16 protein-coding genes and 2 pseudogenes are annotated in these 18,597 nt (G+C 31.8%); 5 read left to right on the top strand and 13 right to left on the bottom strand.

Annotated features, from left to right (window positions below; translation table 11 throughout):
* Positions 1-20: 20 nt before the first annotated feature.
* From xerD to Q4528_RS04775, 3 genes are all read right to left on the bottom strand, one after another.
* Entirely contained in the window at positions 21-908 is an 888-nt protein-coding gene (gene xerD / locus Q4528_RS04785) for a site-specific tyrosine recombinase XerD (RefSeq protein ID WP_026083518.1), read from the bottom strand.
* Between the two features lie 137 nt (positions 909-1,045).
* A complete protein-coding gene (gene fur / locus Q4528_RS04780; protein ID WP_017637943.1) occupies positions 1,046-1,504 on the bottom strand; it encodes a ferric iron uptake transcriptional regulator in 459 nt (152 codons plus the stop codon).
* A 104-nt stretch (positions 1,505-1,608) separates the two neighbouring features.
* Positions 1,609-2,151, bottom strand: coding sequence for an NUDIX domain-containing protein (locus Q4528_RS04775; RefSeq protein ID WP_046466709.1), 543 nt, complete (start codon positions 2,149-2,151; stop codon positions 1,609-1,611).
* An 82-nt stretch (positions 2,152-2,233) separates the two neighbouring features.
* Here Q4528_RS04775 and Q4528_RS04770 point away from each other — a divergent pair, with 82 nt between their 5' ends.
* A complete protein-coding gene (locus Q4528_RS04770) occupies positions 2,234-3,142 on the top strand; it encodes an aldo/keto reductase (RefSeq protein WP_046466710.1) in 909 nt (302 codons plus the stop codon).
* Between the two features lie 84 nt (positions 3,143-3,226).
* Here the strand turns inward: Q4528_RS04770 and Q4528_RS04765 are convergent, their stop codons facing one another.
* Entirely contained in the window at positions 3,227-3,988 is a 762-nt protein-coding gene (locus tag Q4528_RS04765) for an SDR family NAD(P)-dependent oxidoreductase (protein ID WP_046466711.1), read from the bottom strand.
* 105 nt (positions 3,989-4,093) lie between these two features.
* Between Q4528_RS04765 and proC the strand changes: the two genes are divergently transcribed.
* Entirely contained in the window at positions 4,094-4,906 is an 813-nt protein-coding gene (gene proC, locus Q4528_RS04760) for a pyrroline-5-carboxylate reductase (RefSeq protein WP_046466712.1), read from the top strand.
* Positions 4,907-4,956: 50 nt separating this feature from the next.
* On the opposite strand, the gene rnz is transcribed toward proC, so the two are convergent.
* Positions 4,957-5,877: a ribonuclease Z gene (rnz, locus tag Q4528_RS04755; RefSeq protein ID WP_303520721.1), complete on the bottom strand. Its 921-nt coding sequence runs from the start codon at positions 5,875-5,877 to the stop codon at positions 4,957-4,959.
* Between the two features lie 299 nt (positions 5,878-6,176).
* Here rnz and zwf point away from each other — a divergent pair, with 299 nt between their 5' ends.
* Both zwf and Q4528_RS04745 read left to right on the top strand, forming a co-directional pair.
* On the top strand, positions 6,177-7,661 hold the full coding sequence (zwf, locus tag Q4528_RS04750) for a glucose-6-phosphate dehydrogenase (RefSeq protein ID WP_303520720.1): 1,485 nt from the start codon (positions 6,177-6,179) through the stop codon (positions 7,659-7,661).
* Between the two features lie 231 nt (positions 7,662-7,892).
* A complete protein-coding gene (locus tag Q4528_RS04745; RefSeq protein WP_017637936.1) occupies positions 7,893-8,762 on the top strand; it encodes an AraC family transcriptional regulator in 870 nt (289 codons plus the stop codon).
* 73 nt (positions 8,763-8,835) lie between these two features.
* On the opposite strand, the pseudogene Q4528_RS04740 reads toward Q4528_RS04745, so the two are convergent.
* The 3 genes and pseudogenes from Q4528_RS04740 to Q4528_RS04730 form a co-directional block, all read right to left on the bottom strand.
* Positions 8,836-10,482, bottom strand: a pseudogene (locus tag Q4528_RS04740) (glycoside hydrolase family 13 protein).
* Between the two features lie 187 nt (positions 10,483-10,669).
* Positions 10,670-12,079, bottom strand: a complete 1,410-nt coding sequence (gene gnd, locus Q4528_RS04735; protein ID WP_108000360.1) for an NADP-dependent phosphogluconate dehydrogenase — start codon at positions 12,077-12,079, stop codon at positions 10,670-10,672.
* Between the two features lie 78 nt (positions 12,080-12,157).
* The gene (locus Q4528_RS04730; protein WP_046466714.1) at positions 12,158-13,279 is read right to left on the bottom strand and encodes a M20/M25/M40 family metallo-hydrolase; all 1,122 of its coding nucleotides are present in this window, start codon (positions 13,277-13,279) and stop codon (positions 12,158-12,160) included.
* Between the two features lie 155 nt (positions 13,280-13,434).
* Between Q4528_RS04730 and Q4528_RS04725 the strand changes: the two are divergent.
* Positions 13,435-13,545, top strand: a pseudogene (locus Q4528_RS04725) (hypothetical protein); the annotation flags it as partial.
* A gap of 81 nt (positions 13,546-13,626) precedes the next feature.
* On the opposite strand, the gene Q4528_RS04720 reads toward Q4528_RS04725, so the two are convergent.
* The 5 genes from Q4528_RS04720 to Q4528_RS04700 all read right to left on the bottom strand — a co-directional run bounded on the left by Q4528_RS04720 (position 13,627) and on the right by Q4528_RS04700 (position 18,592).
* The gene (locus tag Q4528_RS04720; RefSeq protein ID WP_154828909.1) at positions 13,627-14,616 is read right to left on the bottom strand and encodes an aromatic acid exporter family protein; all 990 of its coding nucleotides are present in this window, start codon (positions 14,614-14,616) and stop codon (positions 13,627-13,629) included.
* Positions 14,617-14,630: 14 nt separating this feature from the next.
* A complete protein-coding gene (gene brxB / locus Q4528_RS04715) occupies positions 14,631-15,068 on the bottom strand; it encodes a bacilliredoxin BrxB (protein ID WP_017637930.1) in 438 nt (145 codons plus the stop codon).
* A 241-nt stretch (positions 15,069-15,309) separates the two neighbouring features.
* Complete coding sequence (locus tag Q4528_RS04710) at positions 15,310-16,602, bottom strand: dihydrolipoamide acetyltransferase family protein (protein WP_046466716.1); 1,293 nt, start codon at positions 16,600-16,602, stop codon at positions 15,310-15,312.
* Positions 16,603-16,614: 12 nt separating this feature from the next.
* Positions 16,615-17,598, bottom strand: coding sequence for an alpha-ketoacid dehydrogenase subunit beta (locus Q4528_RS04705; protein WP_046466717.1), 984 nt, complete (start codon positions 17,596-17,598; stop codon positions 16,615-16,617).
* Positions 17,591-18,592 (bottom strand): thiamine pyrophosphate-dependent dehydrogenase E1 component subunit alpha, encoded by a 1,002-nt coding sequence (locus tag Q4528_RS04700; protein WP_046466718.1) that lies wholly within the window; start codon positions 18,590-18,592, stop codon positions 17,591-17,593. The genes Q4528_RS04705 and Q4528_RS04700 overlap by 8 nt, the downstream gene beginning before the upstream one ends.
* Positions 18,593-18,597 lie beyond the last annotated feature (5 nt).

Here is an 18,597-nt window from a genome sequence, read left to right as displayed (position 1 = left end):
GGCCTTTTATAATATAATAACTATGCTCTAGGATGATATTGATTATATATTTTTCTGACTTGAGATTTTGATACATGTGTATATAACTGAGTTGTTGAAATATCTGAATGTCCTAGCATCTCTTGTACTGCACGTAAATCAGCACCATTTTCAAGTAAATGAGTAGCAAATGAATGTCTTAGTGTATGTGGTGTTAATGTTTTGTTGATATTAGCTTTAAGACCATTTTGTTTAATCATTTTCCAAATACCTTGTCTTGATAATGGTTTCCCATGCATATTTAAAAATAGAACATTCGTTACAGTTTGCTTTAATAATTGAGGTCTAACTGTTTCGATATAAGTCGTTAAATAATCTATAACTGTATCACCTAAAGGAACAATACGCTCTTTATCACCTTTACCAAATACTCTTACAAAGCCCATCATTAAATTAACGTCTTCAATTTCAATTTGTATCACTTCAGATACCCGCATACCAGTTGCATAAAGTAGTTCTAACATTGTGCGATCACGGTAGCCATTATTTTTATTTAAATCTGGTGCATTTAATAATTGAATAACTTCGTCGACTTCCAATACGTCTGGTAATTTTTTCTCATATTTGGGCGTTTCGATTAATACTGTAGGATCTTTTGCAGCATATTTTTCGCGTAATGCAAATTGGTGAAAACTTCGTATTGTTGAGATGAAACGTGCAATAGATTTTGAAGATTGACCTTGATCAATTAAATAACCTAAGCATTCTTGAATTATTTGTCGGTCTACAAAGTCAATATTCGCTATTTTTTGTAGTTCTAAAAACTCTTTGTATTTATTTAAATCTCTTCGATAAGCACCAATTGTATTTACGCTTAATCCTTTTTCAATTTGTATAAATTTTAAATACTCTTCTATGATTGTATCTATCATAAAGCACCTCTTTTGAAGCGGTGGCTTCTTAATTAAATTACTTCACCAATAGAGATATAAAGACTTTCTCAGTTAATAATGCAATATGATTGTATTATTGGCTGTGTAATTAACTATAGTGAGAATAATCTTTATTATTTCTGTTCGGATTGCTTTTTAGCTTGGCAATCTGAACATACACCGTGGAAAGTTAAGCGGTGATCTAAAATTTTGAAGTTAAATTCTTTTTCAACACGATTTTCAACTTCTGGTAATAGGTCTTCTTCAATTTCTTCTACTTTACCGCATTCCATACAAACTAAATGGTGATGGAAATGTTTAGCGCCCTCTTTACGTAGATCAAAACGTGCAACCCCATCACCAAAATTGATTTTATCTAAAACTTTTAATTCTGCTAATAATTCTAAGGTACGATATACAGTTGCTAAACCTATTTCTGGAGATTTATCTTTAACTTTTAAATATACATCTTCGGCACTTAAATGGTCTTTCTCATTTTCTATTAGAACTCTTACAGTAGCCTCACGTTGTGGAGTTAATTTATATGAAGACTGTTGTAATTGTTGCTTCACGCGATTTAATCGTTCTTCCACGGAAGCCTCACTCCTCTACTAAGAATTATAATCATTTTAATCTAAAGTATGATTCACAATATAAATTACCAGTATTCTCAATAAAACGCAAGGATATTCCTTTATTATTTAGAATGATTATAATTTAATAATAGATGCTGAAGTGCGATAATTGTTTTCGCATCTTCAATTTCAGCGTTTTGCAAGGCTTTTCTCACTTCTTCAATTGAGAATTTATGAACTTCAACGAATTCATCTTCATCTAGATTCATTTCGCCTACTTCTAAATTATCAGCAAAATAAATCGTTAATTTCTCATTTGAAAAGCCAGGAGAACCATACATATCAGTAACATACTGTAAATCTTTAGCAATGTATCCTGTTTCTTCTTCAAGTTCTCTTTTTGCTGCTTCTTCACGTTCTTCATCTTTTTCCAATTTACCCGCAGGTATTTCAAGTAGTGGTTTTTCTACTGGTTTTCTAAATTGTTTTACAAGTAATACTTCATTTTCAGGAGTAACTGCACATATTGCAACTGCGCCGTTATGATAAATCAATTCACGTTTAGATGTTTGTCCATCGGGTAATTCAACATCGTGGATTTCTAAATCTATAATTTTACCATTATAAATCACAGTTCTATCTATCGTTTTTTCGTTAAATTCCATTTATAATCACGGTCCTTTTAAATGTTTTAATAAATTGATAAACTTAATGCGTTAGTTAAAGTGTATCGAAAGGAGAAACTACATGCAAAAGAATATTTTGAAAAGTGGTTTAGAAATTTCTGAGTTAGGTTTAGGTTGTATGAGTTTAGGTACTGATTTTAAAAAAGCCCAACCTATTATTGAAAGTGCAATCGAAAACGGTATTACTTATTTTGATACTGCAGATATGTATGATCAAGGTAAAAATGAGGAAATCGTTGGCAAAGCATTGAAACAATATCAAAATCGAGATGATATTGTCATCGGTACAAAAGTTGGAAATCGACTCACTGAGGATGGTAATATCACTTGGGACCCATCTAAAAATCATATTAAAGAAGGCGTAAAAGGTTCATTACAACGTCTTGGATTAGATCATTTAGATTTATATCAATTACATGGTGGTACTATAGACGATCCATTAGATGAGACAATCAGTGCATTTGATGAATTAAAACAAGAAGGTGTCATTCGAGCATATGGTATATCTTCTATTCGCCCTAACGTTATAGACTACTACTTAAAACATAGTCAAATTGAAACATTGATGTCTCAATTTAATCTAATCGATAATCGTCCCGAAAGTCTATTAGATGATGTTCACGAAAAGCAAGTTAAAGTATTAGCTAGAGGTCCTGTATTTAAAGGATTACTAACATCTAATAGTAATAATGCATTGGATAAAAAGTTTGCTGATGGTATTTTCGATTATACAAATGATGAGTTAGGAGAAACAATTGCATCTATTAAAGAAATTGAAAGTAACCTTACTGCCCTTTCATTTAATTACTTAACTTCTCATGATGCATTAGGTTCAATCATTGTTGGTGCAAGTAGTGTTGAACAATTAGAAGAAAATGTTAAGAACTACTATAAAGATGTTAGCTTAGATCAAATTAAAGCTGCAAGAGAACGTGTGAAAGACTTACAGTATACACAACATTTAAAATAAATTAATTATAGTTTGAGCCATTAATTGATGTCATATAACATTGATTAATGGCTCTTTTTCTTTTATGAATTATATTCTATTTACTTAGTGATTCGTTTTATTCTTAAACAATGAAGAAAAATGTTTCTCTAAAAATCTTGGAGCTAATTGATATAGTTTTAACATATTGTGCATCCATGATGGTTGGTTAATTTCTTCTTTCTCTAAAATGATACCTTCTACTATTCTAGAAGCTAGTTGTTTCGAATTAATCATGATTGAGCGATATTGATTAAAATAAGATAATGACGGATCAGCTTTTTGATGAAAAGGTGTATCGATTGGACCTGGGTTAACAGTCATCACATGAAGATGTGGTTCTTCTAATCGTAAAGCATTAAGAATTTGGTTAAAAGCAGCTTTAGATGCACCGTAATGTGCTGCATGCGCTTGTGTGACAAAAGCAGCTTGGCTTGAAATACCTATAATATGTGCGTGTTCTACTAGATGAGGTTTTAGTATTTTAAAAAGTAAATTGAAGCTAATGATATTTATATTATACGTTTCTATGATTTCATCGGTTGTATGAGCCGATAAAGATTTAAAATATCCTAAACCAGAACTATACACTAGTCCATGAATTGGAGATTTAATTTTATTCGATAAAGCCCTAATATCATATTGATTTTGTAAATCACATTTTAAGACATCAACCAAATAGGATTGAGAACCAAAATTGATTTGCTGAAATTTTTCAATATTACGTGCAAGAATTGTTACTTTCGCACCTCTTTTAATAAGTTGATGTACAATTTCTAATCCCAGTCCACTTGTTCCTCCTGTAACTATATAATGTTGGCCTATCATGTTTAATCCCTCCTTCGTATATACCGTTTACAATTTATGTTACTATATATTTATATTCTTAAAGTATCATTATTTTATAATTAAAATGAAGGTGATGTGAAGTATATGAAACTTGTATTTTATGGTGCTGGTAATATGGCACAAGCGATTTTTACAGGTATAATTAACTCTAGTAATTTAGATCCTAATGACATTTATTTAACTAATAAGTCTAACGAGAAAGCTTTAAAAGATTTTGCTGAAAAATTAGGTGTCAATTATAGTTATGATGATGAAGCATTACTTAAAGATGCAGATTACGTATTTATAGGCACTAAACCTCATGATTTTGAAGCTTTAGCTGAGAGAATTAAAGATTCAATTACAGAAAATAACCGTTTTATTTCTATTATGGCTGGATTATCAATAGATTATATTAGAGAACAATTGAATACTAATAATCCTTTAGCACGCATTATGCCTAATACTAATGCCCAAGTAGGTCATTCTGTAACTGGTATAAGTTACTCTAACAATTTCGGTCCTAAATCTAAAGATGAAGTTAATGAATTAGTTAACGCATTTGGTTCAGTTATTGAAGTTTCAGAAAACCATTTACATCAGGTAACAGCTATAACTGGAAGCGGACCTGCATTTTTATATCATGTATTTGAACAATATGTTAAAGCAGGTACTGAATTAGGTTTGGAAAAAGATCAAGTTGAAGAGTCTATACGTAATTTAATTATAGGTACGAGTAAGATGATTGAACGTTCAGATTTAAGTATGGAACAATTAAGAAAGAATATTACTTCTAAAGGTGGTACAACACAAGCTGGTTTAGATGCCTTATCTCAATATGACTTAGTAGCTATTTTCGAGGATTGTTTAAGTGCAGCTGTTGATCGCAGTGTTGAATTATCTAAAACTGAAGATTAATTTATTATATACTAAAACGCCGCAGAATTTGTCTCTGTGGCGTTTTAAATTTAAATTTTGAATGAGTCAAAATCATTAACGAATGTAAAGTTAGGTGTGTCTGTGGTATTTTTCAACTCATTATAAACTTCATCAATATATTCTTTTGTATATCTATTGCTCATATGTGTTATCAAACTTTGTTTAACATTTGCTTGGCGCATCAGTTCAAAGACATCATCTATATGACTATGATGATAGCTATTTGCGAGCGTCTTTTCCCCTTCAATATATGTTGCCTCATGTACCATAACATCTGCATCTTTCGCTATGATATGTTCGTTATGACATGGCTTGGTATCCCCAAAAATAGCAACGATTGGTCCAGATTTAGCATTTCCTTTAAACTGATCAGATTGGTATATCTTCCCATTAAATTCAAAAGTATCATTCATTTTAACTTCTTGATATTCAGGGCCAGGCTCGAGACCAATTGATTTAAGTGATTCTACGTCTATAGTTCCAGGTGTTGTAGGTGTTTCTAATCGATAACCGTATGACGTTATCCCATGATTTAAAATTTCAGCATGTACTGTAAAACCGTCATGATGATAATCTAAACGTTCATCGATTTCTATGTATGTAATTGGATAATTGAGATGTGATTCTGACAACGATAATGTTGTTTCTACATACTGTTGTATTCCTTTAGGTCCAATTAATGTAAGAGGTTTATTTTCTCCACCTTGAAAGGACCTACTCGTTAGTAATCCTGGAAGCCCAAAAATGTGATCTCCATGCATATGAGTAATAAAAATATGATCAACTTTACCTAATTTTATTGAATGATGAAGAATTTGATGTTGGGTACCTTCTCCTACATCAAACAACCAAATTGAATTGGAATAGGGTTCTAGATTTAAAGCAATTGCTTGCGTATTTCTCTCTTTAGTTGGTAGTCCGGCACTAGTACCGAAAAATGTGACTTCCATGCTCACACCTCCCTCTCTTCGATTCATTCTATCATATATAATGACAATTTTTATAATAAGAAATAAAATATAATTATCAATATTCCATTTGAGTACAACGTATTAGTTTTAATTTCATATCATAGTTTTACACATGTTTGTGAGTCGTATAATTTGGTAAATATGTATGATATCGATTATCATTTATTTAAATGATAAATTGCTTATGAACTTTAATAAAGCATATTATATGACCATAAGTTTTCTTTATCATATAATATAATAATCATATATCTTTTTATAGAATTGAGGTTTTATTCTTGGGTACAAAACAAAAACACATACCTTGTTTAATTACAATTTTCGGAGCAACTGGTGATTTAAGTCATAGAAAGTTATTCCCTTCCATTTTCCATCTTTTCCAACAAGACAACTTAGATGAACATATAGCTATTATAGGGATTGGACGTCGTGATATTAGTAACGATACATTCCGTGAACAAGTTAAAGCGTCAATCCAAAATCACGTTAAAGAAACACAACGAATTGATGAATTCATGGAACATGTGTTTTATCATAAACATGATGTGAGTGATGAAGAAAGTTATCAATCATTACTAGAGTTTAGTAATCAATTAGATACTCAATTCAGTTTAAAAGGTAATCGTCTGTTTTATCTTGCTATGGCGCCACAGTTTTTCGGAGTCATTTCAGATTATTTAAAATCATCTGGATTAACTAATACTAGTGGTTTCAAACGTTTAGTTATTGAAAAACCATTCGGTAGTGATTTAAAATCAGCAGAATCACTAAACAATCAAATTCGTCGTTCATTTAAAGAAGAAGAAATTTATCGTATAGACCATTACTTAGGTAAAGATATGGTTCAAAATATTGAGGTATTACGCTTTGCTAATGCAATGTTTGAGCCTCTTTGGAATAATAAATATATTTCTAATATTCAAGTAACATCTTCAGAAATTTTAGGTGTAGAAGATCGTGGCGGCTATTATGAATCTAGTGGCGCTTTAAAAGATATGGTTCAAAACCATATGTTACAAATGGTTGCTTTATTAGCTATGGAAGCCCCTATTAGTTTGAATAGTGAGGATATACGAGCTGAAAAAGTTAAAGTATTAAAATCATTGCGTCAATTACGTCCACAAGATGTTAGAAAGAATTTCGTTCGTGGACAATATGGCGAAGGAGTAATTGATGGTAAACAAGTTAAAGCTTATCGCGATGAAGATCGTGTTGCAGAAGACTCTATTACACCTACATTTGTATCTGGTAAATTAACTATCGACAACTTTAGATGGGCAGGCGTACCGTTCTATATTAGAACTGGTAAACGCATGAAATCTAAAACGATTCAAGTCGTTGTAGAATTTAAAGAAGTTCCAATGAACTTATATTATCAAACTGACAAATTATTAGATTCAAACTTATTAGTTATTAATATTCAACCAAATGAAGGTGTATCACTACATTTAAATGCTAAGAAAAACATTCAAGGCATTGATACAGAACCTGTACAACTTTCTTATGCTATGGGTGCACAAGATAAAATGAATACAGTTGATGCATATGAAAATTTACTTTTCGATTGTCTTAAAGGCGATCCAACTAACTTTACTCATTGGGAAGAACTTAAATCAACTTGGAAATTTGTTGATGCTATTCAAGAACAATGGTCAATGGTGGAACCAGAATTCCCTAACTATGAATCTGGTACGAACGGTCCATTAGAAAGTGACTTACTACTAAGTAGAGATGGTAATCATTGGTGGGACGATATTCAATAAAAAGTTTAAATTGAAAATGTGACTAAATAAATCTAATAGTGAATGATTATAGTATAACTGTGATGTTTGATATCTTATCTCCAAACAAGTGAGTTGAGTTCATCAACATTTCAGTTTCTGTAGTCGTTCACTTTTTTATTAATTTGATTTATTGATAGGCTTTCAGGTGTATATTTAGTCAAAATAATGTAGAATAAAAGTTAATGATTGAAAATAATTGGAGTGAATATATTGGACGTTATCAAGCAAATACAACAGGCAATTGTTTATATCGAAGACCGTCTACTTGAGCCGTTTAATTTGCAAGAATTAAGTGATTACGTTGGTCTCTCCCCCTTTCACCTTGAACAATCTTTTAAAATGATTGTAGGGTTATCACCAGAGGCGTATGCACGGGCAAGAAAACTCACATTAGCTGCTATAGATGTTAAACATAGTGCGAGTCGCTTGGTAGATGTTGCTAAAAAGTATAGATATGCAAATTCAAATGATTTTGCAAATGACTTTAGTGATTTTCATGGCGTTTCACCAATTCAAGCATCAACTAAAAAAGATGAACTCAAAATGCAAGAACGAATTTATATAAAATTGACAACTACAGAAAGAGCACCTTATCCATATAGACATGAAAAGACTGATGATATTTCGTTAGTTGGATATGCACGTTATATTGACGCTAAGGATTTATCAAATCCTTTTAATGTTCCTGATTTTTTAGAAGATTTGTTGTTAGATGGTCAATTAAAAGAGTTACAGCGTTATAATGATGTAAGTCCATTTGAATTATTCGTCATAAGTTGCCCTCTTGATTCTGGTTTAGAAATTTTTGTAGGTGTACCAAGTGAACGATACCCTGCTCATTTAGAAAGTAGATTCCTACCTGGTAGGCATTATGCTAAGTTTAATTTACAAGGTGAAATTGATTATACGGTGAATGAAGCTTGGTATTATATTGAAACAAGTTTGCAATTAACTTTACCTTATCAAAGAGATAGTTTATATGTGGAGGTATACCCATTAGATATATCATTTGATGATCCTTTTACAAAAATACAACTGTGGTTACCTGTAGAACAAGAAAATTATGATTATGACAATTGAAAATGTATAAAAAAGCATGCCCTTAATAATGACTATATGTCAGTATTAAAGGCATGTTTTTCATTAAATATAATTAAATTTTAAGCACAAAAGCTTCATAAGGTTGAATCTTATCAAAATTAATATCAGTATCATAATTGTGAAGTAATATATCGAATGCTTTGATGTCGTCATCTAAATTAAGTTTACTTTCTTTATCAGTTAAGTTACCAACAATTAATACTTTTTCGTTATCAAGCGTTCTAGTATAAGCAAATATATTTGGATTATCAGCATCAATTAAATCAAATTGACCGTATGTGTAAATATCAGCTGATTTTTTTAATTGAATTAATGATTTATAAAAATTTAGAACAGAATTTTCATCTTCTAATTGGTCAGCAACGTTGATTTCTTTATAATTTGGATTGACTGGGAACCATGGTTCTACATTGGTAAATCCGGCATAATTATTGCTATTCCATTGCATAGGCGTACGTGAATTATCTCTGTTTTCCATTTTATACTTATCTAATAATTGATTAACATCTCCACCATTTTCTTTAACGATTTGGTATTCGTTTTTAACTGCAACATCATTAAAGGTTTCTATACTTTCGAATGGATAATTTGTTATACCAATTTCTTGACCTTGATAAATAAACGGCGTGCCTTGTTGAAGGAAATAGACAACAGCATGGCTAGTGGCAGATTCGTACCAATATTGACTATCATTACCCCATGTGGACACACGACGAGGTTGGTCATGATTTTCAATAAAGAGCCCGTTCCAACCTTTACCTTCTAGTTGCTTTTGCCAACGATTTAATACATTTTTATAAGCAGTAACATCAAATTGTGAATCTCCTGTACTCCATAAACCTAGATGTTCAAATTGGAAAATCATATTAAATTTACCATTAGTTTCGCCAACCCATTCATCGGCATTATCTGGTGTTACACCATTTGCTTCTCCAACAGTCATAATATCGTATTGAGATAATGATTCATCTTTCATTTCTTGTAACCAATCTTGAATACCAGGTTGGTTCATATCTACATCAAATGCCGGCGCATATGTTTTACCTTCTGGTACTGGTAAATCACCTGCTTCAAAAGTTTTCTTAATATGCGTAATAGCATCAACTCTAAAGCCGTCGATATCTTTTTCAAACCACCAATTCATCATATCGAATACAGCTTGTCTTACTTCTTTATTATTCCAATTTAAATCTGGTTGTTTTTTACTAAATAGATGGAAATAGTATTGCCCAGTATGCTCATCATATTCCCAAGTTGACCCGTTAAAAATGCTTTCCCAGTTATTTGGTTCGGAGCCATCTTCTTTCGGGTCCTCCCAAATCTACCAATCACGTTTAGGATTGTCCTTACTTGATTTAGATTCGATAAACCATGGATGCTCATCAGAAGTATGATTAACAACTAAATCAAGTATTAATTTCATACCTCTTTGATGAACTCCTTCCAATAAACGATTAAAATCATCCATTGTACCAAATTCATCCATTATATCTTGATAGTTACTAATATCGTACCCATTATCATCATTAGGAGATTTATACATTGGGCTTAACCAAATGACATCAATGCCTAGGTCTTTTAAGTAATCTAATTTCTCAATAACACCTGGTAAATCCCCGATACCATCATTATTACTATCTTTGAAACTTCTTGGATATACTTGATATGCTACTGCCTCTTTCCACCAATTTTTTGTCATTTGAAAACACACCTCTATTAATATTTTGTAATGAAACCGGTTTCTTTAGTAATTATTTTATCTTTAAAATGAAACGTCGTCAAAATATTTATTTTATATAGTAAATCAGTTACTTATATCTTTGGGAGTAATAAAAAGATTATAAAAAACGCCTTACATATGTATGTAAGACGTTAAAATAATTTATTTATTCTTCTTCAACCCATTGTGTATGGAATACACCTTGTCGATCTTTACGTTCATAAGTGTGAGCACCGAAGTAGTCACGTTGTGCTTGGATAAGGTTAGCAGGTAAATCTTCTGAACGATAACTATCGTAATAGTTTACACTTGCAGAGAAACCTGGTGTTGGAACACCATTTTTAACTCCTGTTGCAACAACGTCTCTTAAAGCGTCTTGATAATCTGTTACGATATTTTTGAAGTAAGGATCTAATAATAAGTTTTCAAGGTTTGGATTGTTATCATAGGCATCTTTAATTTTTTGTAAGAATTGAGCACGAATAATGCAACCTTCTCTCCAAATCATTGCAAGCTCGCCTAATTTTAAATTCCATTCATGATCTTCACTTGCTTTTCTCATTTGAGCAAAACCTTGTGCGTATGAACAAATCTTACTCATGTATAAAGCTTTTCTAATTTTTTCTAAGAATTGTTGTTTATCACCATCAAATGAAGCAGTTGGACCATTTAGTGATTTTGATGCATTTACACGTTCTTCTTTGATAGATGAGATGAAACGAGCAAATACTGATTCAGTAATAATTGTTAATGGAATACCTAATTCTAATGCGTTAATAGAAGTCCATTTACCAGTACCTTTTTGACCAGCTGTGTCTAGAATCTTTTCAACTAAAGGTTCGTTATCTTCATCTAATTTAGTGAAAATATCACCAGTAATTTCAATTAAGTAACTTTCAAGTTCTCCTGCATTCCAATCTTTGAAAGTTTGAGAAATTTCTTTATGACTCATACCTAACAAGTCTTTCATCATTGCATAACTTTCAGCAATTAATTGCATATCTGCATATTCAATACCGTTATGAACCATTTTTACATAGTGTCCAGCACCATTTGGTCCAATATAAGTTACGCAAGAAGCGCCATCTTGAGCTTTTGCTGCAATAGCATCAAGGATATCACTAACTTTATTATATGCATCTTCTTGTCCACCTGGCATTAATGAAGGACCAGTTAAGGCACCAACTTCTCCACCAGATACACCCATACCAATAAAGTTAACACCACTTTCAGCTAAAGCTTTATTACGACGGATTGTATCTTGATAGTTAGTATTACCGCCATCAATAAGAATATCATCATCATCTAATAAAGGTAATAAACCATCTATTGTTGCATCAGTAGCAGGTCCGGCTTTAACCATTAATAAAATTTTACGGGGTTTTTCTAAAGAATTAACAAATTCTTCTAATGAATATGTTGGGTGGATACTTTTTCCTTTTGATTCTTCCACCATTTCATCTGTTTTTTGTCTTGAACGGTTATAAACAGATACACTGTAACCACGTGATTCGATGTTCCATGCAAGGTTTTTACCCATTACGGCTAAACCTACTACACCTATTTGTTGTGTCATATTACTTACCTCTCTTATTCGAATATTTCAATAGTATTGTATCACAAATTAAGTATTTACTTCACTAAATTGACCGTGCTATTCTGCTACGAGTTCAATTATTTTTAGAACTTGATTTGTTAATAAATTAAGGTCTTTTACTGCTATTCTTTCACTAGTAGTATGGATATTTTCATAACCAACACCTAAAATGACAGACGGTATTCCATAAGTATTGATAATACTACCATCTGATCCACCACCAGAAATAACAGTATCACCTTTAAGACCTAAACTAATTGCACTTGCTTTAGCAAATTTAGTTACTTCGGCATCATCACTAATTTTGAAACCAGGATAACTTTTCTCGATTTCTACTTGAGCTTGACCTCCAAGTTCACTTGCAGTTTGTTCAAAAGTATCTTTCATGTGTTGAGCTTGTTGTTCAATACTTTGGTCATTATGTGAACGTGCTTCTGCCTCTATAACAACTTCATCAGCCACTATATTAGTAGCAGAACCACCATGAAACTTACCTATATTAGCAGTTGTTAAGTCATCAATTTGACCAAGTTTCATTTTACTAATCGCTTTAGCTGCAATATTTATAGCGCTTATACCTTCTTTTGGCGTACTAGCATGTGCGGTTTTCCCTTTTATCGTTGTGTTGATTTTCATTTGTGTTGGCGCACCAACAACTGTAGTTCCAACGTCAACACTCGCATCAATTGCATAGCCAAAATCAGCATCTAATAAAGAAGTATCTAGTGCTTGGGCACCAAGTAATCCTGATTCTTCACCTACAGTAATAACGAATTGGATTTGTCCATGTGATAAATTTTGTTCGTTAATTGTAGTGATTGCCTCTATAATAGCGGCTAAACCTGCTTTATCATCAGCCCCCAAAACTGTTGTTCCATCTGAGTATACATAGCCATCATCCGCTACATTAGGTTGAACTTTAATTCCTGGCACAACTGTGTCCATATGGCTTGTAAAATACAACTTCGGAACATCTTTATCTGATAAATTACTTCTTAATGTACAAACAAGATTGTTAGAACCTAATCCTTCTGTTTCACTTGCTTGATCTTCTTTAACCTCTAAACCAAGTGATTCAAATTTCTCTTTTAAAATGGGTTGGATGACTTGTTCATGTCCAGTTTCTGAGTCAATTTTTACTAATTCTAAAAATGTATTTAAGAGACGTTCTTTATTCATCTTTAATATTCCCCCTTAATCATATAACTATAGTTTAACTGAATTCTGAATATATCAAAAATAAATTGATTGCATTCTCGATTTAAATCATATAATGTTATCTTATAATTAGATTTCGTATTAAATTAAGACACAATTTAATATGTATTAGGCAATTGGAGGAACACCTTATGATGAATAAAGTTTTACGTATTATTATTATTGTTATGTTAGTTGCTGTAGTTTTAGCACTACTACTTACAAGTTTAGTTCCTATGATGAATTAATCTGATATTAAAAGATGTTCTTAATAGAAGTAGCCAGTGGCATAAATGCCACTGGCTATTTTTTAATATACTTATTAGTTTTTATGCGAAGTTCTTAATTTCACTATGCATTTTTAATGAACCAAAGTGAGATTTAATATTCAAATATTCTTCTAATTCATTTAACAACTGAATGATATTAGCACGTGAATTTAGTGCTTGATGTGTTGTTGGTAAAGGTAATTCATCTAATGATAGTCGTATTTCATATAAGGAATGTAATCTTAAAGCAGTATAATCATTACTATTGACGTTATGACCAATTTCACAAAGCAATTGTGAAATATGCTCTAAAATAGGATCTTTAGTTTGAATATTTTCTATTAAAAATTTCATTCGTTTTAATAATTCAACTTGTTCTTCTCGCATATCAAAATAATGATAATATGAGTTTTCATTTCTCACGAAGTGGTTTTTAACATCTCTAAAAGCTAAAGATTTTGCTTTTTTAATATTTAAAACCAGTGGTTCGAACGTTATATTTAGGTCATGGTTTTGTTGTTTGCAAGCTTTGTCAAATGCAATAAATACATCAGTAATTTGGTGTTCAATGTCATTTTTATAGCGTTTTAATGTTTTATCTAAACTTGGCATCATTAAGTTCATAATAAATGCTATACCTAGCCCAACAATGAGTAATAGTATTTCATTTATTATAAGATGTCCATCGATTGTTTTAGCATTAAAAACGTGTAATAAAATAACACAACTTGTAATGACACCTTCTTGTGCATTCAATACAACTGTTAACGGTATAAATAGCAATACTATTAAACCTAACACAATTGCGTGTTGTCCAAGTATGGAAAATATTGCAGAACCTAAAAATAATATTAATAAACAAGATACTAAACGTGAAATAATAGCAGTTAAAGAATGCATTTTTGTATGTTTTATACAAAGAACTACTAGGATCGCACTTGAAGCATAATTATCAAGGCCTAGTAGTTTACAAATAATAACGCCTAGAGTCATACCAACAGCTGTCTTGAGTGTTCTAAATCCAATCTTATAAGGATTTAACTTGAGCATCTAATTATGACCTCTTATCTTTCTTCACAATATTGATCAAATAATCCTTGTAATTGACTAATGACATTCATTACATCATGTCCTTCGATTTGATGACGTTCAATCATTTCAGTGATTTTACCATCTTTAATAAGTGCGAAAGAAGGACTTGATGGTGCATAACCTTCAAAATAATCTCTTGCTTGTTGTGTTGCTTCTTTATCTTGACCAGCAAACACTGTTACGAGTCTATCAGGTAATTTATCATAATGAAGTGCATGTGTAGCCGCAGGACGAGCAATACCACCCGCACAACCACATACAGAATTAACCATAACTAATGTTGTGCCATCTTGTTTTAAAACTTTATCTACTTCGTCTGCTGTAGTTAATTGTTCATAACCAGCTTCTTCAATTTCATTTCTAGCTTGATCTACGACCCCATTCATATATAAATCAAAATTTAAATCCATAAATTAGAATCACCTTTCATTTTTTAAATTTACTGTCTTTATTTTACTAATTATAGTTACATACTTCAACATGCTTGATTAACCTATATGATAATAGGCATAAATACTTTCTAATATATGAAAGCATTTATGCCTAATCTTATAGTTGAATTTTCTCTTACTTTATAAATCTAAATATCTTTTAATCATTCCGTCCTTATGAACGGTAATGTTATTGTATAGATTTAACTATATAGTAAATTTAATAAATATTTGTATTTTCTACAGTATATTGTTCAACACGTTGCTTAATATGATTCATAAATTGACCAGTTTGTAAGCCATCTAAAATTCTATGATCAATAGAAATACATAAATTAACCATGCTTCTAATTGCAATCATATCATCGATAACAACAGGTTTCTTAACGATTGATTCAACTTGTAATATAGCAGCTTGAGGATGATTAATAATACCCATAGAAGATACTGAGCCGAATGAGCCAGTATTATTCACTGTAAATGTTCCACCTTGCATATCTTCTTGAGTTAATTTGTTATTTCTAGCTTTTTGAGCAAGTTCATTAATTTCTCTTGCTATACCTTTAATTGATTTTTCGTCAGCATGTTTAATGACTGGAACGAATAATTTATTTTCATGAGCTACTGCTATAGAAATATTAATATCTTTATGAATTTTAATTTCGTTACCATTCCAACTACTGTTTAACATTGGATAAGCTTTTAATGCATCCGCTACTGCTTTTACAAAGAAAGCAAAGAATGTAAGATTATAACCTTCATTTTTCTTAAAGCTATTTTTAAAGTGATTTCTAGTTTTCACTAGGTTAGTTGCATCAGCTTCAATCATCATCCAACCGTGTGGAATTTCAGTAGCACTTGTAACCATATTTTGAGCAATCGCTTTACGCACACCATTCACTGGCATTGTATTTTGAGTAGATTCGATTTGATCTTGTGAATGATTAGGTATAGTAGTTGATTTTGGTTCATTTTGTTCTTGTGCATGATTGTTATTAGTTTGATTTTCAGTAGGGTTATTAATATAAGCCAATACATCTTTTTTCGTAACTCTACCTTCAAAACCTGTACCCGTAACCTGTGATAAATCGATTTGATTTTCAGAAGCTAATTTAAATACTACTGGTGAAAATCGTCCATTATTTTTAGGTTTGTCTGAGTTTTCTTTTGATGTCGAGTTTTGTTGGACACTAGATTGTGTATCTTGATGATTTACTTGAGTGTTTTCAGTTTTCTCTTGTTGTTCATTATCATTAGAAGTATTTTCTACATTATTTTCATTAGGTGAATCGATTTTACAAATAACAGTATTAATTTCTACTGTTTCACCTTCGCTAATAACTATTTCAGTAATTGTACCTGCAACAGTAGAAGGCACTTCAGCAGTTACTTTGTCAGTAATTACTTCACATAACGGTTCATATTCTTCAACATAATCGCCAACAGATACTAGCCATTGTTCTATAGTACCTTCATGTACACTCTCGCCTAGTTTTGGCATTTTGATATCCATTATTAAGCCTCCTTAAAATTCTGCGAGTTCTCGCATTTTCGCTTGTATTTTTTCTGGATTCATCATTAACTCGTTTTCTAATACTGGAGAGAATGGCATTGATGGTACATCAGAACCTGCTAAACGCATGATTGGTGCATCTAATTCGAATAAGCAATTTTCAGCAATAATAGCTGAAACCTCTGACATTACGCTACCTTCCAAGTTATCTTCAGTTACTAGTAGTACTTTTCCTGTTTTCTTAGCACGATCAATGATTGTTTCTTTATCTAATGGATAAACAGTTCTTAAATCAACAACTTCTACATTGATACCATCTTCTGCAAGAATATCGGCAACTTGTAAGCAATAATTAACCATTAAACCATAACAAAATACAGTGATATCATCACCTTCACGTTTTACATCAGCTTTACCTAAAGGAACTGTATAATATTCTTCTGGTACTTCTTCTTTTAAGAAACGATATGCTTTTTTATGTTCAAAGAAAAGTACTGGATCATTTGATTCAATTGAAGACAATAATAATCCTTTAGCATCATATGGAGATGAAGGGATAACGATTGTTAAACCTGGTGTTGATGCAAAAATACTTTCAATACTTTGTGAATGGTATAAACCACCATGCACGCCACCACCAAAAGGCGCTCTTATAGTAATTGGACATTGCCAATCATTATTTGAACGATAACGCATTTTTGCAGCTTCACTAATAATTTGGTTTGTTGCAGGTAAAATAAAGTCGGCAAATTGAATCTCTGCAATAGGACGTTTACCTAACATTGCAGCACCAATAGCTGTACCAACTATATTAGATTCTGCTAAAGGTGTATCAATGACGCGTTCTTTACCATATTTACTTTGTAGACCAAGAGTAGCACCGAATACGCCACCTTTTTTACCAACATCTTCTCCAAGAATAAAAGTATTTTGGTCTTTTGCCATAGCTAAATCTTGAGCTTGGCGAATCGCGTCTAAATAAGTCATCTTAGTCATGATTGATACTCCCTTCTTCTTCATAAACATAGGCATAAGCTTCTTCTACAGAAGGATATGGTGCTTCTTCAGCAGCTTTAGTAGCATGATTAATGATTTGTTTATGCTCCTCTTCAATTTCTGCTAACCAAGCGTCATCAATAATTCCTAAATCTAATAAATGGTTTTTAAAATGAATATTACAATCTGCTTCTTTTAATCCATCACGTTCTTCTTGTGTTCTATATTTATCATCATCATCAGATGAATGAGCAGTCATTCGAGAAGTTACGGCTTCGATTAGTGTAGCACCTTCTCCGTTAAGTGCGCGATCACGCGATTCTTTCATCGCTTTATATACAGCTATTGGATCATTACCATCAACTTGTTCTCCATGCATACCATAACCTATTGCTCTATCTGATAGATTTTTAGCAGCATATTGTAAAGAATCTGGAACAGAAATAGCATATTTGTTATTAATAATGACACAAACAAAAGGTAATTTATGTACACCTGCAAAATTTAAACCTTCATGAAAATCACCTTGGTTTGAACTACCTTCACCAACTGTTGCAGTTGCTATGTTTTGTTTGTTGTCCATTTTTAAAGCTAAAGCTGCACCAACTGAATGTGGTATTTGAGTAGCCACGGGTGAACTTTGTGATAAAATCCCCTTTTCTCTGTGACTATAGTGGGATGGCATTTGTTTACCACCTGAATTAACATCACCTCTTTTACCGAAAGAAGCTAACATCGTATCTAAAGGTGTAATACCCATATATGTTACGAAAGCTAAATCTCTATAATAAGGAGAAGATATATCACCTTGTTTCATAGCGTAAGCCATTCCTATTTGAGTTGCTTCTTGTCCTTGACCACTAACAACGAAAGGAATTTTCCCAGCTCTATTGAGTAACCAAAGTCTTTCGTCCAGTTTTCTGCCAAGATCCATCCATTTATACATATTTTTTAGGTCTTCTTCTGTAAGGCCTGCTGACTTATAGTCAATCATGTCAT

It is taken from the genome of Staphylococcus pasteuri, from assembly GCF_030547725.1.
Lineage (GTDB): Bacteria > Bacillota > Bacilli > Staphylococcales > Staphylococcaceae > Staphylococcus > Staphylococcus pasteuri.
The sequence above is the reverse complement of the archived record's forward strand: the minus strand, read 5'-3'. Positions and strand labels throughout refer to the sequence as shown.